Origin of the sequence: Haladaptatus sp. SPP-AMP-3, from assembly GCF_049568665.1 — an archaeon.
In the GTDB taxonomy this organism is placed as follows: Archaea; Halobacteriota; Halobacteria; order Halobacteriales; family Haladaptataceae; genus Haladaptatus; species Haladaptatus paucihalophilus.
The window spans coordinates 2,613,510-2,637,302 of record NZ_CP145897.1 but is presented as its reverse complement, the minus strand read 5'-3'; the positions used below and the strand labels follow the sequence as shown (position 1 = coordinate 2,637,302).

Genomic DNA, 23,793 nt, shown 5'->3' with positions numbered 1-23,793 from the left:
TGATAACGACTAACATGATAGCGCCCCTATATAATCACTAGACGTTACCATGACCGAACTAGGCGGATTCCAAGACCACGTTGCCCGCGTGGACCTTTCGGACGGGTCGGTGGACTACGAGAGCGTCGACGACGAGGACGCGAAGAAGTACATCGGCGCGCGTGGACTGGGTGTAAAGTACGTGTTCGACCAAGGCCCGGACGTGGACCCGCTCGGTCCGGACAACCTTCTAGCCTTCATGAACGGGCCGCTCACGGGGACACAGGTAGTGATGAGCGGTCGCATCGCGGTGTGTACGAAGTCGCCGCTGACCAACACCGTCACGGACTCGCACCACGGCGGCTGGTCGGGAGCGCGACTGAAGTGGTCCGGATTCGACGGCCTGCTGTTCGAAGGCCAGTCCGAGGACCCGGTATACGCGGTCGTCGAGGACGGCGAAGTCGAACTTCGTGACGCCTCCCACCTCTGGGGCAAGACCGTCCACGAGACGCGCGACGCCTTGGAAGAAGAGGTCGAGGGGTCGTACGGCAAGAACCTCTCGATGATGGCCATCGGGCCGGGCGGCGAGAACACCGTTCGGTACGCTTGCATCATGAACGAGGACGACCGCGCGTCCGGCCGCGGCGGGACGGGCGCGGTCATGGGGTCGAAGGGGCTCAAGGCCATCGTCATCAAATCCACGACGAAGATGCCGAAACCGGCGGACCAAGAGACGTTCCAGAAGGGCCACCAGCAGGCAATGCAGGTCATTCAGGAGTCCGACGTGACCGCGCCGAACGAGGGCGGCCTGTCGCTGTACGGGACGAACGTCCTGATGAACCTCACCGAGGAGATGGACGGCCTGCCGACCCGGAACGGGAAGTTCACCAGCACGCACAGCGAGGGCGAGGAGAACCCCGAGGGACGACAGATAGACTCCGAGAATGTCTCCGGCGAGAACGTCCGCGAGAACATCCTCGTGGACGAACCCACCTGTCACTCCTGCCCGGTCGCCTGCAAGAAGGAAGTCGAAGTGCAGGTCCACCACAAAGGCGAAGACATGAACGTTCGGATGGAGTCCTACGAGTACGAATCCGCGTGGGCGCTCGGTCCGAACTCGATGAACGACGACCGCGACAAAATCGCGGCGATGATAGACCGCTGTAACGCGATGGGCATCGACACCATCGACGCTGGCAACACCATGGCGATGGCGATGGAGGCCACCGAGGAGGGCTATCTGGACGAAGGCCTCGACTGGGGCGACGCCGACACCATGATAGACATGATAGAGCGCATCGCCAAGCGCGAGGAGGGCGACGACCTCGCGGACCTGCTCGCCAAGGGCGCGGGCCGCGCAGCGTCCGAACTCGGCGACCCAGAGATGTCGCTCGACGTGAAGGGCCAGACGATGGCGGCCTACGACCCGCGGAGCATGAAGGGAATGGCCATCGGCTACGCGACGAGCAACCGCGGTGCCTGCCACCTGCGCGGCTACACGCCAGCCGCGGAAATCCTCGGCATCCCGGAGAAGGCCGAGCCGACCGAGTGGAAGGGTAAGGGCGAACTCTGTGCCACCTTCCAGGACCTCCACGCCATCAGCGACTCCTTCGACATCTGCAAATTCAACGCCTTCGCGGAAGGTATCGAGGAGTACGTCCTCCAGTACAACGGCATGACCGGTCTCGACGTGACCGAGGACGACCTGCTGGAAGCCGGTGAGCGCGTCTACAACCTCGAACGCTACTACAACAACCTCGTCGGCTTCGACGGCGACGACGACTCGCTCCCGGCCCGGTTCGTGAAGGGCCACCCGGACGCCATCCCCGGCAAGGGCGGCTCCGAGGGCTCGCTCGCCGAACTGGACGAGATGAAAGAAGAGTACTACGAGGTGCGCGGCTGGGAGGACGGCGTGGTCCCCGACGAAAAGCTGGAGGAACTCGGCATCGACGTCGGACCCGGAACCGGCGTCAGTCGCGGCGGCGCGGCCGCTTCGGGCGACGACTAAGGCCCACCTTTTATTTTCGTCGGCGGGGGTTCCGGGAACGGACCGGGCGCTCTCTTTCGAGTCTCTCTTTCTCCATCTCGACCACCGCGCGCGAGAAAATTCGGGGGCGAAATCCCGACGATTCGGGCTGAGTTTAACCGAAACACGTCGGCAACATTTCACCACTATGTTTCACGATAATTCACAGGGAACGGCGATTCTCGCGGCGCATGGCAACATCTACCGCATCGAAAGCTACTAAGTCTGGTCGTCGAACGTGACGGTGGCATGACTGACCGGTCTTCCGACTCTCCGAAATTCGAAACGATGGCGGTGACGCACGCCGAACAACCGCCCCACCACGAGCGAGCAGGCGACGTGACGATGCCCATCCACCTCGCATCGACCTACGAAGCTGGCGGCATCGACCCGGACGTCGGGCTGGAGGATTTGGACCCCGACGAGAACCAGTATCTCTACTCGCGGCTCGCGAACCCGACCCGCCACGCGCTGGAACAGCGCATCGCGGCGCTCGAAGGCGGCGAACACGGCATGGCTTTCGCCTCCGGCACGTCCGCCATCGTCGCCACGATCACGGCGTCCGTCACCCCCGGCGACCACGTCGTCGCGTTCGACGACCTCTACGGCGGAACGAAGACGATGCTCAAGGACCTGTTCCGAGAGCGCCTCGACGTTGCCGTCGACTTCGTGGACGCCCGCGACACCGACGCCGTGTCCGACGCCGTGCGCGACGAAACCGCACTCATCTGGATGGAGACGCCGACGAACCCGCTCCTCAGACTCTGTGACATCGAAGCCATCGCTTCGGTCGCCGAGTCGGTCGATGCGACCCTCGGCGTGGACAACACCTTCCTCTCGCCGTACTTCCAGCACCCGCTCGAACTCGGTGCCGACGTCGTCGTCCACAGCACGACGAAGTACCTGAACGGCCACAGCGACTCCATCGGCGGTGCCGTTGTCACCGACGACGCCGACCTCGCCGACGAAATCGGGTTCCTCCAGCAGGTCGGCATGGGGAACATGCTCGCGCCCTTCGACGCCTTCCTGACCCTCCGCGGGTTGAAGACGCTCCCGCTCCGCATGCGCCAGCACGAATCCAACGCCGCCGAAATCGCCGCCTACCTGGACGAACACGAGATGGTCTCGACCGTCTACTACCCCGGACTCGAATCCCATCCGCAGTACGACCTCGCCCAGCGACAGATGGAGGGTGCCGGTGGCGTCCTCTCGTTCGAACTCGACGGCGAGTTGCCCGACGTGGAACGCTTCGTCGCCGAACTGGACGAGTTCCCGCTGGCCGTCAGCCTCGGCGGCGTGGAGTCGCTCATCGAACACCCGGCGAGCATGACCCACGCGCCGCTGACGCCCGAGGAGCGCGCCGAAATCGGCATCTCGGATTCGCTGCTCCGCGTCTCGGTCGGCGTGGAACACCCGAAGGACCTCATCGCCGACTTGGAGTCCGCGTTCGACGCGATAGAATAGGGTGTAGAAGCACGTCGAAACGGTATTTTTCGGGCACCGGCCGCGCTAGTCCGCCGTGCCGACGAGCACCGCGTCTCGAATCTCCAGCGCGTTCTCGAACTCCTCCGTCCGTCCCTCGTCCCGTCCGATTCGTCGGAACTGCTCCTCGTGTGCCCGTCGAACCGCGTCCCGCTCGCGGCGTTCGAAGCCGAGGCGGTCGCCGACCGTCTTCCAGTGACCCGTCTCTACGAGGAAGACGCTCCACTCGGGCGTTTCGTGAATCCGCTCGTACTCCCGTCGATAGTCGTCGATTCGCGGTCCGAGGTCGGCCTGCACTACGGGAAGGAGTTCCGAGAGACGTTCGAGCGGTACGCTGGCTTTGGCACCCGCCAGCACGACGATTTGCCCGTCGATGGGATGGACGTTGGGAGTCATGGGTCGTCTTCGTCCGGTGCTATCCGCCCGCCCGCATCGCTTTCTGTGAAAACTTCGGGACGACGGAATCGAGGGACTCCTCGTCGCCCTCGAAGACGACGGTCACCTCGGTCAACTCCACCGTCGGGCCGATGCTCACCGTCTCCGAGGAGAGCGAGGCCTCCCACTCCTCGGCGACGATGGTCCCGTCGTCCCGTACCTCTCCACCGAGGTTCTCGAGGTACTTCCGGGCGAGTCGTTCGCTGATTCCACGGAAGGACTTCTCGCGTCGCATCTATCCACCTGCAACCGGCGGGAAGATGCTCAGCCTGTCGCCGTCCGAGAGGGCAGTCTCTCGACCGTCGATGTGCACGACATCCTTTCCGTTTCGCATGATGGAAAGCTGCGGTCTGAGGTCACCGTCCTCGAAGAAATCGAGGTCGCGGTACTCCTCAGTCAGGGATTCGAGAACCTCGCCGACCGTCGTGTCGTCCTCGTACTCCCGTTCCAGCGTCTTCTGTCCGACCGACTCTCGGAAGTTCGCGAAGAACCGAAGGGTGAGTTCCATACCGGACAATGACCCGCGGCGACCATAAACGTCCAGTTCGCGGCGAGCGGTTTCACGGTCGCTTCGCGCCGAGCGCACCGACGACGACGCCAGCCAGCAGGAGGCAGACCACCGTCCCCGCGAGTACGGGGGTCCCGCCGTCGCCGACCAGCAGACGACCGAGTTCGGCGAGCGCGCCGTCGGTGCCGACGAACAGCACCGCACCGCCGCCGAGAACTGCGAGCGAGAGCACCGTCGCCAGAAGGCCGTGGATACCGCCGCGGGTCGAATCCCCGCCCGCGAACCGTCCCGCGGCGTAGCTTCCGAGCGGAAACGCGAGGGTACTCGCGAGTGCCGTCCCGCCGACGAGGGAGTCCGAAACGCGGAGGAGAACGAGGAGCGCCGGGGCGAGATGCGCACCGAGCGCCACGACCATGCCGACAGCGATGGCCCCGCCGTCGATTCGTGACGACGGCGACTTCCGGCTTTTCGCTCGACGGACGCGGGCCAGCGGTGCGTCCCCGCCGCCGTCGTCGTCGCTCATCGACCGGGGCGGATGCCGTCGGTGACGAGACGGGCGTTCCGCTCGCGGTCGATGTGCGACGACAGCTCCTCGTGGTCGTACAACTGCTGGATGAGCGACGCGTGGAGGTCCCGCCACGCCATCGCGTAGATGGGCGACTGTCCCCACGCCCGGAGCTCGGCGACGAAATCGTCGTACTGCTCCCAGCGACTCTCGAACCGTTCGAGAACGTCCACGGCGGCGCTGGCGAGTTCGTCGTTCTCGTCGAGTCGATTGAGTCGCCGTTCCCACCCGGCGACGGCCTCCTGCATGTCGCGCGCCGCCGAATCGCCGTCCTCCGGGAGCGAACTGATGATGGCCTCGGGTACCGAAAGCGAAATTTCGTCCATGCTACTCGATTGTTCGCTCTCCGTCAAAAACGCTTGGCTCGATTTTCGGGTCGGGGGATTTATGTGGACTTTTCGGGGCCGGCGACTTACGCGGACTTCGCGTTCGTCAGCCGCTCGAACTGGTCGTCGGACAGCGACACCTCGGTCGCGGCGAGGTTCTCCTCCAACTGTTCGACGGTTCGCGCGCCGATGATGGGCGCGGTCACGGCGTCGTGTTTCAGCAACCACGCGAGGCTGACCTTGGCGGGCGTCGTCCCGAGTTCGTCGGCGACGTCCTCGACGACTTCCAGCACGTCGAAGTTCTCCTCGGTGAGGTAGCTGTCGCGGAACTGCTGGTCGGTCGCGCCGCGGGTGCCGTCTGCCGGTTCCTCGTTCCGGGAGTATTTGCCCGTCAGGAATCCGCCGCCCAGCGGCGACCACGGAATGAGGCCGATGTCGTAGTCGTCGCACATCGGGATGTAGTTCGGTTCGACTTCGCGGTTGACGAGGTTGTATCGCGGTTGTGCGAGGCGGAACGGTTCGTACTCCATCTCGTTCGCCTTGACGACCTTCCACGCGTTGGGTTCGAGCGTCGAGGTGCCGAGGTAGTTCACTTTTCCGTCGCGGACGAAGCCGTCGAGGGTGCGCATGAACTCGTCCGCGGGCGTGTCGTCGTCCCAGCGGTGGATGTAGAGGAGGTCCACGTAGTCCGTCCCGAGTCGGTCGAGGATGAGGTCCATCTGCCGCCGGAGGTGCTTCCGGGAGAGACCGCGGCCGTTCGGGTCGTCCGTCCGCGTCGGCCAGTAGATTTTGGATGCGATGACGAAATCCTCGCGGTCGCGGTCGGTGAGCCAGTTACCGATGTATTTCTCGCTCTCGCCGTCGCCGTACATGTCGGCGGTGTCGATGAAGTTACCGCCCGCTCCGGCGTAGGCGTCGAGGAGTTCGTGGGCGCGGTCCTCGCCGATTTCGACCGTCCCCTCGTCGTTTTCGCGGCCGAATCGCCACGTTCCGAACGCTATTTCGCTGACTTTCGTGCCGGTCGTCCCCAACGAGACGGTTTCGAGTCCCATGTTCGGGCCTATTCGTGGGTGGCGGTTAAATCGACCGAAGGAGAGACGACGGAGCGACAGCGGGGAGACAGTGAGGGTCGACCAGCGGGGAGACGGTGGTGGCGCGCCAGCAGGGAAGTAGTGGAGGCGCGACAGCGGGGTGACGGGGGGAGCACGAGCGGAGACGGACTACTCCTGACCGTAGGCGTGTCCGACGAAGAGCGCGATGACGTTGCAGCCAAGCAGGGCGAGAAAGAGGGAGATATCCGCGTCAGAGAGACCGTTCAGGAGCAAGACCGGATAGAAGAGGGGGCAGACGACCGCCGACCAGAAGCCAACGAACTGAATCGGCGTTGTCAGCGAATGCTCGTTGAATCTCGCGTGCAGTGCGGTGAGTTTCCGGCGACCGACGGCGATGGACTCGCCGTCGTTCTCGTAGGTGGTTGTTCCCGGCATAGTAGCACAGCCGTGCCCGGCTAAATCATTACCGAGGGATATCTTATAACGGGCCGAGCGTTGGGGTGAATTCACACCGTTTACCGTTGATGAACAGACCTGTCGATTCGGGAATTGCGGGAGGAAAACGTCTTATTCGCTTTAAAACCGTTTTTACGGCGGTAAAAGTCCGCCGAACGCACCGGGGGCGACGACGTTGGGCGTCGGGGACCGACCTCAGATGAACGCCAGTGGCAACATCAACAGTACGCCGAGCGTAAGACCGGAGAGCAGTTCACGGTAGCCGTCGCCCGGGAGACCCTCGCCGACTTCGAGCGCCTCGGGGATGAACTCCGAGAGGACGAGGTATATCATCGCTCCGGCCGCGAATCCGAATCCCATCGGCAGGAACGCGCGTGCGCTTCGCACGAAGTAGAACGCGATGACCGCGCCGATGGGTTGCGGGAGGCTGGAGAATATCGACCACCAGACCATCCGCCACTTGCGCACGCCCATCGAGTGGAGCGGAATGGAGATGGCCACGCCCTCGGGAATGTTGTGAATCGAGATGGCGATGGTCATGAATATCGCCAACAGCGGGACGACGAATCCGGCGAACTGATAGCCGCCCTGAAAGCCGAGGTCGGCGAACGAAACGCCGATGGCGACGCCCTCCGGGAAGCTGTGGACGGTGAGCACGCCGAGGATGAGTATGAGCTTCTTGAAGTCCGCCTGTTCGTACTTCTTCGGATTCACGTCGGTGCCGGAGATGACGTAATCGCTGACGACGACGAGTGCCACGCCGACCAGCATACCGATGACGACGCCGATTACGCTACCGCCGTTCGCACTGGAGAGACCCTCGGATATCAGTCCGAAGACGGACGCCGAGACCATGATTCCGGACGCGAGTCCCCAGAGTCCCACGTTCCAGCGGTCGTTTACGTCTTTGACGAGGAAGAACGGGAGCGCGCCGACACCCGTTGCCAGCGCCGTAATCAATCCCGCGATGAACACCAATACGAGATTAGCGAGTAAGGTCATACTTGCCGTTGGTACTCGAAGGGGTTAATAGTTATCACTTCCATTACTATTTTTGGCGGGCCTAAAACGTATTGGAGAGATACTGGAAGCGAATTTTCCGAAAAGTAAAAATATATTCTCAATTCTGTTGTTTGGCTATCAGGAATCGGGATGGAGCGAGAAGCGTAAACGACGGACAACGCGCTAGAGACGCGAAAATTACGAGAGACTGAGATAGAAAGAAGAAGTGAACAGAGAGGAACAGGGGAAGCGAACGACTGGCGGAGCGAACACACATCGAGTCGAAAGGGAGGTCAGGGCGTCGAAGTTCGATGCCGGAAGGGGTCGGTGTGTGCCGTTCAGGGAAACGGCTGTTCACACCGATGGCGGGAGTTTCAATCGCGTTTGTAGCCGTGACCGACGACCATCGCGACAAGATTGAGGACGAAGAGCAGCGCCAACGCGTCGGCGGAGTCCGAGAGAGGGCCGCTGTAGAGGAGAGGGAGGTAGCCGAACGGGAGCGCGATGGCTGACCAGAAGCCGACGAACTGCACTGGGGCGAGAAGCTTCTTTCCCGCTGCTTCGACGGTGTGGCGGGACAGGAATTCGAAGTTCGATGCACCTTCCGTCCGTATCGTTGGAGGACTCGACATGATTTCTCGGGGATGTATTTCTCTCTATGACTGGAGGGGTAATATAACAAGTCGAGAGTAAAGCAGAATTCACGACATTTCAGCCCCAAACGCCGGTTCGTCGACGTTTTACAAACTCTTCAAAAATGTTTAGACCTTTCATAAACGTCTCTAAGACCCCTGTTTAGTTCTAAGGCAAAAACGACCGGTCGATGATATTCAGGACGATACGAGCGGAATCAGTCGATCAATCGAACGCGACACGTCGCGTCGAAGGTACGCGAATTGACCGTTCCGGATTAGCAACACGAACGACGGGTCGAACGTCGTACTCGGCCCACCGTCACAGGTCCGGAATCACGTTCGCCCGACGACTTTCTCCGCGTCGCGTCTCGTACGTGCTCGTCGCCCATTCGACGAAATCGGGGTTCTTGCCGTCGAGACACGCCCGTAAGTTGCCGCGCTCGTCGAACGCGGAGACGAGCACGCGCTCGTCGTCAAGAATCGTCACGCCGAACGGGAGGTCCTCGGGAACGCTGTAGAGGTCGAACCCCGCGACCGAATCCGGCGGTTGCTGCTCGGCCGACCGTTGGACCGCCGATTTCAGAGACGGTTCCGAAACTATCAGTTCGATTCGCGCCCCTCGGTCGAGCAGTCGTCGCGCCGCGTCGGCGAACAGCGGACTGACGATGGGCGTGACAGAGCGGATTCGGTCGGCCGACGTTTCCGTGAGCGCGTCGATGATGTACGTGGTCGCCCTGTACGGGTCGTCTTTCGTGGCCGACACCATGGTCGCACAGGTGGTGCCGTGTATCGGAAACGTTCCGTCGGTGTCGCCGAGATGCGTGAGAAACTCCTCGTACTCCTCGACCCACTCTATCGTTCGAATCAACGTTTCGTACGCGTCCAACACGAGTTCCCCGGCCTCCGTGAGGCGGTACGTACCGTCCACGCGTTGGGTCCACCCGTACTCGGTGAACGTCCGGAGGGTCCGGTGGACGGTCGAACGCGACATCGAGAGGCGGTCGGAGAGGCTTGCAACGGTCCCCTCACCGTCTTCGTGGAGGGCGGTGACGACGCGGGCACGGTTCGTCGAACCGGCGAGAAACGTCGCGTACTCGTGAGACGTCATCCGTTTTCCAACGCCGTCCCGCTCGAACGCTGTGCGTCGGGACGCTCCGCACGACTGCCACCGGTCGGCACCGGAGAGTGGCAATTGTCACCAGTTGTGTCACGATTTGAACGTCGTTTCATCTGTTGAATCATCTTCATCACCTGAACATTTTTTCACTCACTAACTATATATTAATTATGTGTGTAAGAGATAATGTGCTGCATAGAAAAAAGAGAATACTAGCACTCGCGCTCGTGTGGGTGCTGACGATTTCGTGTATCGCGCCGTTCCTCGGTGCGTCAGTATCGGCACAGGAAACAACCACGCGTCTCGACACGATGGAAACGTCCGCGTCCGTCGATTCCGCCGCGCCGATCGACCCGGCGCTGACGGACGCGGACGGAACCGTGACCGTCGTCGTGCGCTTAGAGGAGGCGAACCCGGACGTGACCGCGGACCGGGCAACGACGTTGGAGACGTTACAGACGCACGCGGAACGGAGCCAGCGGCCCGTTCTCTCGTACGCGAAGCGACACGCAAACAGCGTCACAGTCCTCAATCGGCTGTGGATAACCAACGCCGTCGTGCTCCGCGTCGATACCTCCGACGCCGACCTGAAGGAACTCGCGACGATAGATGGCGTCACACGGCTGCACAAGAACTTCGAGCTCACGCTCCCGAAGCCCGTCGACTCCGGCGGTGACGAGACGCCCGTCGGTCTGTACGACGCCGACAAAAGCGTCGGCGGGACGAACTACAACACCACCTACGGTCTCGACCAGATCAACGCGACGGACGTGTGGAATGACTACGGGACGAGAGGTGACGGCGTCAAGGTGGCAGTGCTCGATACGGGTGTCGATGTCGACCACCCGGACATCGAACTCTACACGGAAAACGAGAGCGACCCGACCTACCCCGGCGGATGGGCCGAGTTCGACGGCGACGGCAACCGCGTTCAGGGCAGCGTGCCACACGACACGGACACACACGGGACGCACACCAGCGGAACCGTCTCCGGCGGCAACGCCAGCGGCGAATACATCGGCGTCGCACCCGACGTCGAACTCATGCACGGACTCATCCTCCCCAGCGGTAGCGGTTCCTTCACGCAAGTCGCCGCGGGGATGCAGTGGGCCGTCGAGCAGGACGCCGACGTCATCAGCATGAGCCTCGGCGCGACCGGCTACTACAGTCAGATGATAGAGCCGGTCCGGAACGCCGAATCGGCGGGCACCATCGTCGTCGCCGCGGCCGGAAACAGCGGCGAAGGGACGAGCGGCTCGCCCGGCAACGTGTACGAATCGTTCGCCGTCGGCGCGTCGAACGAAGACCTCGGCATCGCCTCGTTCTCCAGCGGCGAGGAGATAGACACCGAAAACGACTGGGGGAGCGACGCACCCCCCTCGTGGCCGGACAGTTACGTCGTCCCCGACGTCGCCGCACCCGGCGCCGACGTCAAGAGCTCCGTCCCCGGCGGCGGTTACTCCCGATACGACGGAACGTCGATGGCGACCCCGCACACCGCCGGTGCCGCGGCACTGATGATCGCCGCGGCCGGTGGCGACTTACAGCCGTCGGACATCCGGTCCGCCTTCCGCGAAACGGCGTTCAAACCGGAGAACTGTTCCCCGAGTTGCTCGCCCCGCGACGGAAACGACACCCGGTACGGCGCGGGAATCATCGACGCGAAAGCGGCGACCGATACGGTCGCGCTCGAAAACGGTATCACCGGAACGGTGACCGACGAGAGCGGCGCGCCGGTCGACGGCGCGACCGTTTCACTCGACACCGGTCGCACGACCGAGACGAACGCCTCCGGTGGATACACGCTCCTGGAAGAACCCGGAACGTACGACGTCACCGCGAGCGCGTTCGGGTACGGGACGACGACATCGACGGTCACCGTCGAAAACGGCTCGTTCGCGCGACAAGACTTCTCGCTGTCGCCTGCCCTCGGCGTTCGCATCCTCGACGGGCAGCCCGATGCGATAGAAGGCGGCGAGTCCGTCACCGTCACCGCGGACGTGCGGAATCTGGAAACGTACACCGTCGAACTCGACGGCGACTACGAGACGAACAACGCGACGCTGGTCGTCAACGGCGAGGAGCGCGCGTTCGGCGAGGCCATCGACTTGGGTGGCTACTCCGGTGAACTCACCGTGACGGTCGAAACGACATCGGGAACGCACGGCTCGTTCTCGCTTTCCCACACCTTCGAAGGGACGAACGACAGCGTGGCGGCGACGACCGGCCCGACGGAAATCTTCGAGGAGTACACGACCATCGCCGTGGTCGATTCGGACGACGGGTTCGGCGAGCAGACCGCGGACGCCCTCGACGGGTCGCTTCCCTCGAACTATCAGGTGACGGTCGTGCAGGACGAAAACGCCATGGAGGCCGTCGGCGAGTACGACTCCTTCGTGATTCAGGACTTCGACCCCGCCCAACTCGACGCGCAGGCGTTCGTCGACGCGACGAACAGCCCGAGCACCGGCGTCGTCTGGTTGGAACAGTGGGGCGACAACAGCAACGGCATCACGGGACGTTCCGCCGCGGTCGGCGACCCCGCGAGTACCGCCGACGAAGGGTTCGGGGCCGGAAACCCGTACTTCACCATCACGGAGTCGAGTCCGCTGTTCGAAGGCGTCGGCTCGGTCGGTGACCAAGTGACCATCCACACCGGAAGCTGGGGTGACCACGCGTGGTACGACGGATACAGCGGACAGACCGTCGCCACGGTCGGCGACGACGACGGCACCAAAGGGTCCGCAATCGGCGTCGACCGACAGACGGGCACGGTGCTCGCATCGTCGCTCGGCCGCACGTCGTACGTCGAAAACGGCGACTACACCGAGGAGGCGGACGCGATACTGGCGAACGCGGTCCAGTACGTGAGCACCGCTCCGGCGGTCATCGTCAAATCCGGTCAGCCCCGCCACGTGAACACGGGCGAGGAAGTCAAAGTGAACCTCTCCGTGAACCAACTCCGCGACGTGCAGGTCGATTTGAGCGAGAACTCCACGCTGAGCGAGGACGACCTCACGCTCTACATCGACGGGTGGGGACCGATTCCGTTCGGACTTCCCATCCTCGAACGACCTCCGGCGACGACCGACGAGTACACCATCAGGGTCGTTCCCGACGAGAACGCCGTCGGTTCGTTCTCGCTCGAAACGACGGCGACCGCTGGGCCGGACGCGGAACGGGTCACGGTTCGAACCGGACCGACCGCCGTCTACGACGCCCCGATAAACGTACCCGAGGACGTCGGGTCCGTTCAGGAAGCGGTCGACCTCGCGCCACCGGGCGCGGAGATTGTCGTCGGTAGCGGCACGTACACCGAGCAGGTGACGGTGGATACGCCCGGCGTCACCATCCGCGGTGCCGACGGGACGACTCCGGTCATCGCCGCACCCGAAAACGCGACCGGCGACACCATCGCGGTGGACGCACCCGACGTCACCGTGAACGGCGTTACGGTCGATGCGGGCGGACGAACGAGCGGTCTCTCCGTCGACGGCGCGGACAACGCGACCGTCCGAGGAGTCACGGTTCGCAACGCGACGACGGGCATCTCGGTCGATACCGCGAACGGCGCGGTCGTTGACGGGAACGTCGTTCGAAATGCATCCGTCGGCATCGACGCGAACGCGCCGGGCGCGACCGTCACCGACAACCGCATCGAGGACGCCGCGACCGGGCTTCGGTTCGGCAACGGCAACGACGCGGCGACCCCGACCGAGGTGCGGAAGAACGAGGTCGCGGCCGAGACGGGCGTCAGCATCGAGGGCGCGAACGCGACGGCCGTGTCGCTTCGGTTCAACGACCTCGAAGCGACGGCGACGTCCGTCGCTTCGACGGCGGACGCGGCGTTCGACGCGCGGCTGAACTACTTCGGCGACCGTGGTCCGGCCGACACGACGTTCGACGGGGACGTCGCGTACGAGCCCTTCCTTACTGCACGACCGGAGAACGTCGATACCGACGCGCCGACGAAAATCGGCATCGACCTCGACATGCCCGCGACCGCGGGTGACGGACAGGCGACGTACTACACCGTCGGCATCCCCGGCCCGACGGACCAAACCGTCGGCGACATTCTGGGTTCGTTCAACGGCACCGTCTACGGTTACGACGCCGCCGCCGGGCAGTGGGAGCAGTTGACGGCCGATTCGTCCGTCGATGCGCTCGACGCGCTACTGGTCGGTACCACGACCGACGCGCGCGGGATGCTGACCTTCGAGCGCACGCAAGGACCGCCGTCCCCGCCGGGACAGGCGACGCTCGTCGAAGGCTGGAACTTCGTGGCCGCACCGCAGTACGCGGGCGCTGACAGGGCGTTCGGCGTCTCCTCCGGGAGCCCGACGCTCGTGCAGGAGTACGCCACGCAACCGACAGGTCAACCCGGTCCGCGGAGCGAACTCAGCGGGACGTACGAACTCGGCAGTTCGAATCCCGGTCCGAACGTGAGCGCGTTCACGGGCTACTACGTCTACTCGGAATCCGCGGGCACGCTCCCGACGTACCTCACGAGTAATCCGACGATGGCGGAGCTGTACGACGGACTGAATATCCCGACCGACGACCGCGGACTGCCGGTCACCGACGTCTCGACGACGATGACGGACGGGGTGTCGCCAACCGACGTCTCGGTCGATGCGAACGGGGCCGCCGTCGAACCGCTTCCGACCCTCCCGATGACCGTTCACGGAACGGTGACGGTTGACGGCGAACCGGCATCCGCCGGAACGACCGTCACGGTGGACGTCGGCGGCGAGACGCGCGGCACGTTCACGGTCGGCGAGAACGGGACGCTCGGTGCCGCGAGCGGAACGGCGAAGAAACTCGTCGTCTCCGGGACGGCGGACGACGCGGGCGAACCCGTGACGTTCTCCGTGGACGGCACCACCGCCGCGACCGATTCGAGCGTCACGTGGAAACCGGGCGCGGTCGAATCGGTCCACCTCACGGTGAAATCGGGGTCGGCAGCGCGAACCGGCGACGATTCGACCGATTCGGGGAAGGAGAAAAAAGGGAAGAAGAAAGCGAAGCGAACGCTCACGCCGCTGAGCGCCTGATTCCCTTCCCGACGGGGTCCCGTCATTGGTGACGGGACGCGTACGCGGACTATTTTTCACGTCGTTCTCGACGGCGATGACGATTTCTGGACGATACGCAAGCACCCGTTTATCGCCTCGGAGCGCATGCAGTCGGTATGGGTGGGGACTTGCTCATCGATTTGGACGAGGAGAGCTGGATCGCACTGGCGAAGTACAACTTACTGCTCACGACACTGTTCGGCCTGCTCACGCTCGGCACGAAGTACGCGTGGGGTAGCGACGCGCTGTTACTCGTCGAAAACGGCGCGCTGACGCTGGTGTTCGGCAGCGTGCAAACGTACTGCTGGTTGGTCGCACCGCGAGCGTGATGGGAACCGTTGCGGGAGTAGCCGTTCGACTGCGGGAGTGAAAATTTCGAAAATGCCCGGGGAGGGCTCCGAACCCTCGATCTCCGCATGTCCCAGATTCGAGACCTGGCAGGGCCTCACGGGCGCATGGGAGGCTTCCAAGGCCTGAGCGCCAAATCTCAGAACCCTATGAGTGCGGCGCTATGTCCAGCTAAGCCACCCGGGCTCGATTACGGGTAGGGAACTGGTGCTCTTTAAAGTTCCCATCTCCATCGAGGATGATACGGCACTGAACAGTGTCCATTGCCACCCCGTCACGCGATTTCGGGCGAGCGATATCGCAAAATATGTTCAAAAAGCCACCCGTTTTGTCACTGTCGTGTCTACCCGTCGGTTTTAAGACATGGGCCTGACCATTCCCACCATGAGCATTCCGGGAATCGTCCAGTCCAGCCTCGGAGACGAACACGTCGCGGCAAAAGTGTCCCTCGGGGGGGAAGATATCCTCTACGTGACACCGACGCGGACGCTTATCTATCGCGCTGACGGCCTGCTCAGCGACGAATCCGTCGAGGAGTACCCGCACGACGCGGAGCGAATCGCGGTGTCCGAGGGTCGACGAAAATCGACCATCACGCTCGATTACGGTATCGACGGCACCGAGAAGTTCAAGATTCCGACGAAGCGCCTCCACGACGCCCTGCATCCCGTCATCGCGGGCGTGTTGAACGGAGCGGGCGTCACCGACTCGAACGAGCAGGTCCTCCAAACCTACCAGTTTAGCGAACTGACGCTCGTTCTCACCAGCGCACGCGTGGTAAAACACGTCGGCGAAGCGATTTGGGACACGGATTTCGAGCAGTTCCACTTCGCGGACGTGACGAGCCTCGACGTGGAGGAGGGCACCGTCTCCTCGCAAATCATCATCGAAGCGGACGGGCGACCGCAGCGCATCAAAACCCCGAGCGACCGGACGCGGGAGGTCCGCGAGCGAATCGAGCAGGGACTGCTCTCCTACCACGACGTGGGAAGCTACGCCGAATTCGAGCAGACGGTCGTCCCCGACGACCCCGAACCGGACGCCGACGAGAACGTCTCGTTCGCGGAGGACGACGACGTGTTCGGCGGCGGCGTCGAACCGCTTAACGCGAATCCCCCCGAACTGAACGACAGCGGACAAATCGTCGAAACGCCGACCGCCGACCCACTCGGCGGCGAAAGCGAGAGCGTGAACGGCGGTGGAGCGGGGACCGTCGCCGCCGAAGCTACACCGGCGGACTCGCCGTCCGCCAACTCCGGAACCGCGACGAATACCGTAGCCGATGGGACGCGGGCCGACGGAATGCAGACCGACGAGTCGGAACCGGACGAAACCGTCTTCGCGGACTCGGGCTTCGAATCGGCGAGCGAGAATCTGGACGACCCCGTGGAGGCCCAACTCGCCGCGCTCACGGAGACGGTCGAGCGACAGAACGAGTTGCTCGAGTGCCAACAGAAGACGATAGAGCGACTCATCTCCGAACTCAGCCGCGGTCGATAAGCTTTCTCTCCGTCGGCGGACGAGACGCTATTCCCGACCGGTGACCTTCCGGATGCACGACGACCCGAAGGGGCCGAGTTCGCCCGCGTCGAGTTTGATGAAGTGCCCGGTCGAGATGCCGGTGCCACAGCGCCGACAGGTGAAGTCGCCTTCCTTGGTCACGACCTGGCTTTCGAATCGGACGAACCCGCCACCGGTCGGGCGGATGATGCCGTTTTCCCGCTCGATGACGCCCCGTTTTTCCGCCTCGTCCAGAATCGTCCGGGTCGTCGTCGGGTCGGTCGTGATGGTTTCGATACGGTCCACCGCTTCCGCGACCGACAGCTCCGGGTGTTCGACCTTGCTCAACAGTTCGACCCCCATCGCCACGGGGTCGTCGTCCGATTCCATCGTCTACGAATCTCGCGTGAAGCGGATTAAACGTTGCGCGGTCGGGTGGAAAGAACTTAGCCACTCCTCGGGCTACCTTGGGTCGAATGGAATTCACGGGGAACAGACGACAGGTGGCCGGAGTGGGGTTGGTCGCGCTGGTCGTCGTCGCTGGCGTCCTCCTCTCGCCGGAATTCGTCCTCCAACGGGTGCGCCGCGTGACGCACGACCCGCTTCTCGCCGCGGGGTTGTTTCTCGCCGTCTACCTCGTCCGACCGCTGTTCGCGTGGCCGACAACGGTGGTCGCCGTCGCGGTCGGCTACGTGTACGGGCCGGTCGTCGGGTTTCCGGTCGCGCTCGGCGGGACGGTGGTGAGCGCCTACCTGCCCTTCGCCGCGGCGCGCTACTTCCGCGTCGATTCGGGTGTGTTCGGTCGTCTCGGCGACTCGGGAGAGCGGTTCTTCGACGCGACCGGCGACCTCCGCGGGATGGTCGCCTCGCGTCTCGTCCCCGCACCCTCGGACGCGGTGTCCGCCGCCGCCGGGTTGTCGAACGTCCCCGACCGCTCGTTCCTCCTCGGCACCGCAATCGGCGAAGTGCCGTGGATGGTCGTCGCCGTCCTCGCCGGTGGCTCGCTCGACACGCTCTCGGTCCACGAGATCGAAAAGAACTGGGCGGTCGTCGCCGTCGTCGGCATCGGAGGACTGTTCCTGTTGGTCGGACCCGCCTACCGCGCCGTCACCGACGACTAGTCGAACGCATCCGCACAATCGGCGACTAGTAGAACGTGTCCGCGCAGTCGTAGATAACGCCGTGTTGCGGGCAGACGTACTTGCAGTGGCGGTGGAACATCGACGCACCGCACAGCGGACAGGGCCGTCCCTTCGGCGTCTCCTCCATGGGAGGACAACGACGCCCGACAGGTATCACGTTTTCCGTCCGCAAGAGTCGCGTCGGGTCGCCGCTCGGTTTTCTTCAGCCACCTCATATTCGGGTAGCATCACACAGTTGGAAGAGATTTGGAAGAGAGTAGGAGAGAGTGGGTGAGAGTTCGAAAAACGGCTATTTAACGGGAAGCGGTCGGTTCGGATATGCGATTCAAACGCATGCACGTGCTGGCGGTCGTACTGATGATTTGTGCCGTTCCCGCGACGGTGAGCGCGGCGACGGCCGCGAACGACGTTTCGAGCGCGCCGCTCGCACAACAGACGACCACCACGGACACGATGGGCAACGGGACCATGGACGACAACATGACCACGACGACGGACTCCATGGACGACGGGATGAGCGATGACCAGATGACGACGACCGAGACGATGGACGACGGGACCATGGACGACAACATGACGGACGGGACGATGACCGATGACAACATGAGTGACACCACGACCGACGGCGGAATGAACGACGGCGGGGAGAGCGGAAACTCGGACACCTCCCTGCCCGGATTCGGCATCGTGGTCGCGCTCGTCGCGCTCGTCGGCGGCGCGCTGTACATCGCACGGAACCGGTGAACCATGACCGCAGAACAGTCCCCCACGAACACGCTCGCGGACGCGGCGGCCGACGGAGCGGTCGCTCTCGGCGCGGGCGTCGCCGCCGTCGCCGGGTCGTACGCCGTGGTCGGCTTCACCCCGTCGTTCGTCGCCGCGCCGGTCAGCGATTTCGTGGTCGCAACGACGCCCAGCGCCGTCATCGCGTGGTCGATACAGACGCTCGGCGACCTCGGCGACCAACTCGGGTTCCTGCTGGCGCTCGTCCTGACCGCGCTCCTCTTCGCGGTGACGGCGGCGGTCGGCGTGCGGATAGCCGACGCCGCCGACCTCCCCGCCGCGCCGGTCGTCGGACTTCTCTGTGTCGCGCCCGCGCTGGCGTTGACCGGCGCTCCCGGTTCCGCGCTGGCCACCGGAGCGGGTGCCGGGTTCGTCGTCGCCGTGGCTCGATTCGGTGCGACGGAGACGGAATCGGTCTCGGAAACGCGGCGGAGCATCCTCCGAGCCATCGCCGGGGCGGTCGCGGTCGGTGCCGTCGGCGGCGCGCTCGGGTCCGGGAAGGGCGGCGACGCGCCGAAGCGGACGGGGCCGGTCAGCGCAGACGTGGAGTCGCTCCTCGATGAAGCCGACGCGAAATCGCTTTCCATCGACGGTCTCGGAGGGTTAGTGAGCCGAGATTTCTATCAGGTGGACATCAACAGCGTGGACCCGGTGGTGTCCGCGGAAGACTGGGACCTCCGGGTTACGGGGGCCGTCGAGGAGGACCTGCGCTTTACCCTCGACGACCTCGAATCGATGCCCGAGGAACACCGGTTCATCACGCTCCGCTGCGTCGGCGAATCGCTGAACGGCAAGAAGATGGACAACGCGCTCTGGACCGGCGTGCCGATTTCGGCGCTGTTCGAGGGAACGACGATGCCCGACGAATGTTGCGTCATGTTCCGCGCCGCGGACGACTACTACGAGGAGTTCCCGCTCTCGGCGCTCGAAGACGGCTTTTTGGCCTACGAGATGAACGGCAACCCGCTCCCGCGCTCGCACGGCCACCCCGTCCGGGCGCTGATTCCCGGTCACTGGGGCGAAATCAACGTCAAATGGATCACCGAAATAGAGGTGCTGGAACGGGAGGCGGAGGGGTACTGGGAGAAACGCGGCTGGCACGGTACTGGACCGGTCAACACCGTCGCCAAACTGCACGCGGTCAACCACCTCGACGACGGTCGCGTGCAAGTCGGCGGGCACGCCTACGCCGGGACGCGCGGCATCGAACGCGTCGAGGTGTCCACCGACGGTGGCGCATCGTGGACCGACGCCCGCCTCTCCGAACCGCTTCCGGGAACCGACGTGTGGCGGCAGTGGGAGCACACCTACGAACCGTCGTGGTCGCACGAGGCCGTCGTCCGAGCGACGGACGGGGAGGGGAATCTGCAGTCCGAGAACGAGACGAACGCCTATCCGAACGGCGCGTCCGGGTGGGTGTCGGAGCGTATCGAGCCGTAGATATATCTGGCTGCATGACCCTCTCCCAAGTGACCGTTCGATGGACAAGGCGCTCTGGTACCTACTCACGGCGACGCGCGGCGGCGAGAACCGCGCTCGCATCATTCGCGCCCTCACGGAGCGCCCACGGAACGCGAACCAGTTGGCGGAATCGCTCGACGTGGAGTACAAGACGGTTCGACACCACCTCGACATGCTCGTGGACCACGGCGTCGTCGAGCCCGGTGACAACGAGTACGGCAAACTCTACTTTCTCACCGACCGGTTCGAACACCATCGGGACGCGTTCGAGGAGATAATGGAGCAGATAGAATGAACTCGATACAACTCGCAAGCGGACTCGCGGTCGTGAACATCCTCCTGCTGGCAGTGTTGGTGGCCGTCTGGGTGCGAAGCTACCTCAAGTTCCGCACCTCGCTTGTCCTCGGCCTGCTGGCCTTCGCCCTCGTGATGCTCGCCGAGAACGCCGTCGCCATCTACTACTTCTTCGGCATGAAGATGTTCTACTCCGGCGACCCGGCGGTCCAGCAGGCCGTGCTGGTGCTCCGCGCGCTCCAACTCGTCGCGCTCGTATTCCTGACGTGGGTGACGGTGAAATAGCGGGGAACGCGGAATCGAGAAGAGCGAAGAAGAACGGAGAAGAGCGGAGAAGCGGAAAACCGGCTAGTTCCTTCGGACGCTATTTACGAGCACTCGCTCCAGCCGCACGACTCGCAGGTCTTGCAGCCTTCCGAGAAGTACAGCGAGAGCGAGCCACACTCGGGACACTCGGGGCTTTCGCCCGCGTCGATGAGCGACTGCGAGGCGTCCTTTTGTGTTTCGGCTTTCGCCGCACCGCCGTCGGTCTCGGTTTCGTCGGCCGTCTCTTCGAGCGTCTTCTGTTGCGGGTAGGATGCCTTCTCGATTTCGCCGTCGAGGTAGCGCCGCATGGCGACGCCGATGGCGTCCGGGATGGAATTAATCTGTTCGCCCTTGTCCCACGCGACCTTCGGACTGCGGATGCCCTGCAGGTCGGAGGCGATTTCGTTCGGGTCCACGCCGCTACGGAGCGCGTAGCTGATGACCTTCGCCAGCGCCTCGGTGAAGGAGTTGGTGAACCCGCCGGAGTTGCCGATGGTGGCGAACAGTTCGAACGGTTCGCCGTTCTCGTCCTCGTTGATGTTGATGTACATCTTGCCGTAACCGGTGTCCACGCGCTGAGTCACGCCGTGGAGCACGTCGGGCCGGGGACGCTCTTGGGCGTACGCGCCGCCCGTGACGCCCTCGCCCACGAGGTCGTCGAGTTCGGTGCCGAGCGCGGCCCGAACTTCCTCGTTCTCGATGAAGCCTTCGACGCCGCCGAAGACCTCCTCTATCTGCCCCACGATGGTTTCGGCCGCTTCCTCCTCGTCGGCGAACTCGGCGTTGTCGGCGCGCGTGGTGAGCACCTGCTTCGAGCGCGTGCCGTCGCGGTAGACCGTGACGCCCTTGCCGCCGTGGTCGTAGATGTAGCGGTAGACTTCGTCCATGTCCTCCTTGCTGGCGGAGTTCGGGAAGTTGCAGGTCTTCGAGATGGCCGAGTCCACGCCCTGCTGACAGGCGCACTGGACCGCGGCGTGTTGCTTGCCGGTGAGGTCGCCCGTCACGACGAACAGTTCGCCGATGGCGTCCGGGACGGTTTCCAGCCCTTCGACGCCGGAGAACTCGTTGTTCGCCATCTGCGTCTGGGCCTCCTCTTTTACCGCATCCACGTCGATATCGTTCGCCTCCAGCGTTCGGAGGAAGTAGTCGTCGAACTCGACGAGCATCTCGTCGCCCTGCACGTCGTCGGAGACGTTCTTGTAGTAGGCGACGTTGTAAATCGGCTCACAGCCACCCGTGGTGTTGCCGACCATCGAGGTGGTGCCCGTCGGCGCGATGGTGGTCGTGTTGTGGTTGCGAACCGCGAAGCCGTCCTTCCACTTCTCGGCGTCGAGGCCGGTCTGCTTTTCGAACCACCCGGCGTACTCGGTCGGGTTCGCGTACTTCGAGTCCTCCCAGTCATTGAACGAGCCGCGCTCCTCCGCGAGTTCGTGGGAGGCCCACTTGGACTCGTGGTTGATGTGGGTCATCAACTGCTTGGCAATCTCGTTGCCCTCCTCGCTGCCGTAGCGGACGCCGAGTTGGATGTACAGCTGGGCCAGCCCCATGATGCCCAGTCCGATTTTGCGCATGTCTCGGACCTTCTGTTCTATCTTCTCGACCGGGAAGTCGGACATCGTGACGACGTTTTCGAGGAAGCGGGTGCCGTACTCGATGCGGTGGTCGAATTCCTCCCAGTTGATGCCCTCGCGGAGGAAGGCGTCGACGGCTTCGGAAAGCGACCCGTAGTTGTCGCCGTTCTCGTCGTACCAGACGCGCCAGTCGGGCGCGTCGAGGTCGGCGAGCGTCGAGAGGTTGATGTGGCCGAGGTTACAGGCCTCGTACTCCTCGAGCGGCTGCTCGCCGCACGGGTTCGTCGCCAGAATACGGTGGTCCGGGTGTTTCTCGACGTCGAAGGAGTGTTGCTTGTTCACCCGTTCGAGGTAGATGATTCCGGGTTCGCCGTTCTCCCACGCGCCCTCCACGATGCGGTCCCAGAGGACCGTCGCGGGGATGGAAAGCACTTCGCCGGGCGTAACGTAGTCGCCGAGGCCGAACATGTCGTACATCTCCTTCGTGTGTTCGGTGGCGACGTGCGGTTCCTCGGTGCGGGGGTTGGTGAAGACGAACTCCTCGTCGTTGTACAGCGCCTCCATGAAGTCGTCGGTCACGCCAACCGAGATGTTGAAGTTCGAGAGGTGTCCCTCGGCGGCGTTGCGGAGGTGTTTCGGGACGCGTCCGTCGTCGTCGATGAGTTCGCGGGCCTCTTCGAGCGCCTCCTTGAACGACGTGTGCGTGTAGTCGTCGGGGTCGTTCAGGCGGAGCGTGTTGGCGAGGCTCACGTCCTTGTTCTTCGCGTGGATGAACTGGATGACGTCCGGGTGCGAGACGCGCATGACGCCCATCTGTGCGCCGCGCCGGGCACCGCCCTGCGCGATGGTCTCGCACATCTGGTCGTACGTGCGCATGAAGGTGATCGGACCGGACGCGATGCCGCCCGTCGAACCCACCGCGTCGCCGTACGGTCGGAGTTTCCAGAAGGCGTAGCCCATGCCGCCGCCGGACTGGAACACTTCGGCGGCCTCCTTCGCGGTCTGGTGGATGTCCGTGATGTCGTCGCCGGGCGAGTCGACGAAACACGCCGAAAGCTGCTGGAGTTCGTCGCCCGCGTTCATCAGCGTCGGCGAGTTGGGGATGAACGAGAGCCCTTCCATCAGGTCGTCGAACTCGTCTCGGACCGACTCCACGTGTTCACGGATGTCGTCGGGGAGTTCGGGGACGACCGTCTCGTAAGCGAACTTGTTGACGTTGTAGACCGAAAGCGTCGTTTCGGCGTCGTCTGCAGTCGTCGTCCCGTTATCGAACACGTCGGCCGCGAGTTCGTCGCGTCGGGGGTGGTCGGGTTTCAACTGTTCGGGCGTGACGGTGAGTTCGACGCCCTGCGTTTCGGCCTCGTAGACGGCCTCGGCGAGCGCGATGTTCTTCGCCACGCGCGGGAACAAGTCCTCCTGTGATTCGACCAGTTCGCCCTCCGCGTTCTTCCGGAGATAGCGGGCCGGAAGGATGTTCTGATAGGCGTTGCCCGTCATCCGGTCTTCGAGGGTGTCGCCCGCGGTTCGCTTGACCGGGAGGGTTACGTCGTCGGCGTCCGCCTCGTGCGCGCCGCTCATGTGCGCGCCACCACCGTTCGTTCGCTACTCTGCACGTCGATTCTCACTTGGTTTCGCACGTAGACCCGTTTCATTCGTGACGAAGAATCCATTTACCCCAACCCCAATTAAGTTTACTTTCTTTATTTCAAGTGTAGTTGGATAGTGATGCC

Annotated in this window: 23 protein-coding genes and 1 tRNA gene; 10 read left to right on the top strand and 14 right to left on the bottom strand. The window is 63.7% G+C overall.

Going from position 1 to position 23,793, the window contains the following annotated elements; translation table 11 throughout:
* The first annotated feature begins 49 nt into the window (after positions 1-49).
* Both V5735_RS14420 and V5735_RS14415 read left to right on the top strand, forming a co-directional pair.
* Complete coding sequence (locus V5735_RS14420; RefSeq protein ID WP_423744144.1) at positions 50-1,987, top strand: aldehyde ferredoxin oxidoreductase family protein; 1,938 nt, start codon at positions 50-52, stop codon at positions 1,985-1,987.
* A 267-nt stretch (positions 1,988-2,254) separates the two neighbouring features.
* Positions 2,255-3,469 (top strand): trans-sulfuration enzyme family protein, encoded by a 1,215-nt coding sequence (locus tag V5735_RS14415; protein WP_423744143.1) that lies wholly within the window; start codon positions 2,255-2,257, stop codon positions 3,467-3,469.
* 45 nt (positions 3,470-3,514) lie between these two features.
* Here V5735_RS14415 and V5735_RS14410 read toward each other — a convergent pair whose 3' ends face one another.
* The 10 genes from V5735_RS14410 to V5735_RS14365 form a co-directional block, all read right to left on the bottom strand.
* Positions 3,515-3,883, bottom strand: a complete 369-nt coding sequence (locus V5735_RS14410; RefSeq protein WP_423744142.1) for a hypothetical protein — start codon at positions 3,881-3,883, stop codon at positions 3,515-3,517.
* A gap of 19 nt (positions 3,884-3,902) precedes the next feature.
* Positions 3,903-4,157: a hypothetical protein gene (locus V5735_RS14405; protein WP_423744141.1), complete on the bottom strand. Its 255-nt coding sequence runs from the start codon at positions 4,155-4,157 to the stop codon at positions 3,903-3,905.
* Positions 4,158-4,430 (bottom strand): ubiquitin-like small modifier protein 1, encoded by a 273-nt coding sequence (locus V5735_RS14400; RefSeq protein ID WP_423744140.1) that lies wholly within the window; start codon positions 4,428-4,430, stop codon positions 4,158-4,160.
* 52 nt (positions 4,431-4,482) lie between these two features.
* Positions 4,483-4,953, bottom strand: coding sequence for a hypothetical protein (locus V5735_RS14395; RefSeq protein ID WP_423744139.1), 471 nt, complete (start codon positions 4,951-4,953; stop codon positions 4,483-4,485).
* Positions 4,950-5,321, bottom strand: coding sequence for a hypothetical protein (locus tag V5735_RS14390; RefSeq protein WP_007983643.1), 372 nt, complete (start codon positions 5,319-5,321; stop codon positions 4,950-4,952). The genes V5735_RS14395 and V5735_RS14390 overlap by 4 nt, the downstream gene beginning before the upstream one ends.
* Before the next feature lie 86 nt (positions 5,322-5,407).
* Positions 5,408-6,373: an aldo/keto reductase gene (locus V5735_RS14385; RefSeq protein ID WP_423744138.1), complete on the bottom strand. Its 966-nt coding sequence runs from the start codon at positions 6,371-6,373 to the stop codon at positions 5,408-5,410.
* Between the two features lie 168 nt (positions 6,374-6,541).
* Complete coding sequence (locus tag V5735_RS14380; RefSeq protein WP_423744137.1) at positions 6,542-6,808, bottom strand: hypothetical protein; 267 nt, start codon at positions 6,806-6,808, stop codon at positions 6,542-6,544.
* A 216-nt stretch (positions 6,809-7,024) separates the two neighbouring features.
* Positions 7,025-7,831, bottom strand: a complete 807-nt coding sequence (locus tag V5735_RS14375; protein WP_423744136.1) for a ZIP family metal transporter — start codon at positions 7,829-7,831, stop codon at positions 7,025-7,027.
* Between the two features lie 374 nt (positions 7,832-8,205).
* Positions 8,206-8,463 carry a hypothetical protein gene (locus V5735_RS14370; protein WP_423744135.1) on the bottom strand — a complete coding sequence of 86 codons (258 nt, stop codon included), beginning with the start codon at positions 8,461-8,463 and terminating at the stop codon, positions 8,206-8,208.
* A gap of 322 nt (positions 8,464-8,785) precedes the next feature.
* Positions 8,786-9,574 (bottom strand): helix-turn-helix transcriptional regulator, encoded by a 789-nt coding sequence (locus V5735_RS14365; RefSeq protein ID WP_423744134.1) that lies wholly within the window; start codon positions 9,572-9,574, stop codon positions 8,786-8,788.
* A 197-nt stretch (positions 9,575-9,771) separates the two neighbouring features.
* Between V5735_RS14365 and V5735_RS14360 the strand changes: the two genes are divergently transcribed.
* Both V5735_RS14360 and V5735_RS14355 read left to right on the top strand, forming a co-directional pair.
* Positions 9,772-14,637: a S8 family serine peptidase gene (locus V5735_RS14360; protein ID WP_423744133.1), complete on the top strand. Its 4,866-nt coding sequence runs from the start codon at positions 9,772-9,774 to the stop codon at positions 14,635-14,637.
* Between the two features lie 137 nt (positions 14,638-14,774).
* Entirely contained in the window at positions 14,775-14,987 is a 213-nt protein-coding gene (locus V5735_RS14355; RefSeq protein ID WP_007983654.1) for a hypothetical protein, read from the top strand.
* Between the two features lie 53 nt (positions 14,988-15,040).
* Here the strand turns inward: V5735_RS14355 and V5735_RS14350 are convergent.
* Positions 15,041-15,192, bottom strand: a tRNA-Met gene (locus V5735_RS14350).
* 198 nt (positions 15,193-15,390) lie between these two features.
* On the opposite strand from V5735_RS14350, the gene V5735_RS14345 reads away from it, so the two are divergent.
* A complete protein-coding gene (locus V5735_RS14345; RefSeq protein WP_423744132.1) occupies positions 15,391-16,506 on the top strand; it encodes a DUF7115 domain-containing protein in 1,116 nt (371 codons plus the stop codon).
* A gap of 27 nt (positions 16,507-16,533) precedes the next feature.
* Here the strand turns inward: V5735_RS14345 and V5735_RS14340 are convergent, their stop codons facing one another.
* Positions 16,534-16,896 carry a DUF5830 family protein gene (locus tag V5735_RS14340; RefSeq protein WP_007983661.1) on the bottom strand — a complete coding sequence of 121 codons (363 nt, stop codon included), beginning with the start codon at positions 16,894-16,896 and terminating at the stop codon, positions 16,534-16,536.
* A gap of 86 nt (positions 16,897-16,982) precedes the next feature.
* On the opposite strand from V5735_RS14340, the gene V5735_RS14335 reads away from it, so the two are divergent.
* Positions 16,983-17,627, top strand: coding sequence for a TVP38/TMEM64 family protein (locus V5735_RS14335; protein ID WP_423744131.1), 645 nt, complete (start codon positions 16,983-16,985; stop codon positions 17,625-17,627).
* A gap of 25 nt (positions 17,628-17,652) precedes the next feature.
* Here V5735_RS14335 and V5735_RS14330 read toward each other — a convergent pair whose 3' ends face one another.
* Positions 17,653-17,775: an HVO_2523 family zinc finger protein gene (locus tag V5735_RS14330; RefSeq protein ID WP_423744130.1), complete on the bottom strand. Its 123-nt coding sequence runs from the start codon at positions 17,773-17,775 to the stop codon at positions 17,653-17,655.
* A gap of 191 nt (positions 17,776-17,966) precedes the next feature.
* Here V5735_RS14330 and V5735_RS14325 point away from each other — a divergent pair, with 191 nt between their 5' ends.
* Genes V5735_RS14325 through V5735_RS14310 form a run of 4 tightly spaced genes read left to right on the top strand, consistent with a single transcriptional unit; the run spans position 17,967 to position 20,471 of the window.
* A complete protein-coding gene (locus V5735_RS14325) occupies positions 17,967-18,392 on the top strand; it encodes a PGF-CTERM sorting domain-containing protein (protein WP_423744129.1) in 426 nt (141 codons plus the stop codon).
* Between the two features lie 3 nt (positions 18,393-18,395).
* Positions 18,396-19,871, top strand: coding sequence for a molybdopterin-dependent oxidoreductase (locus tag V5735_RS14320; protein ID WP_423744128.1), 1,476 nt, complete (start codon positions 18,396-18,398; stop codon positions 19,869-19,871).
* Positions 19,872-19,911: 40 nt separating this feature from the next.
* On the top strand, positions 19,912-20,187 hold the full coding sequence (locus V5735_RS14315) for an ArsR/SmtB family transcription factor (protein ID WP_423744127.1): 276 nt from the start codon (positions 19,912-19,914) through the stop codon (positions 20,185-20,187).
* The gene (locus V5735_RS14310) at positions 20,184-20,471 is read left to right on the top strand and encodes a hypothetical protein (RefSeq protein ID WP_007983675.1); all 288 of its coding nucleotides are present in this window, start codon (positions 20,184-20,186) and stop codon (positions 20,469-20,471) included. The genes V5735_RS14315 and V5735_RS14310 overlap by 4 nt, the downstream gene beginning before the upstream one ends.
* 83 nt (positions 20,472-20,554) lie before the next feature.
* Here the strand turns inward: V5735_RS14310 and V5735_RS14305 are convergent, their stop codons facing one another.
* A complete protein-coding gene (locus tag V5735_RS14305) occupies positions 20,555-23,641 on the bottom strand; it encodes an adenosylcobalamin-dependent ribonucleoside-diphosphate reductase (RefSeq protein ID WP_423744126.1) in 3,087 nt (1,028 codons plus the stop codon).
* Positions 23,642-23,793: the final 152 nt, after the last annotated feature.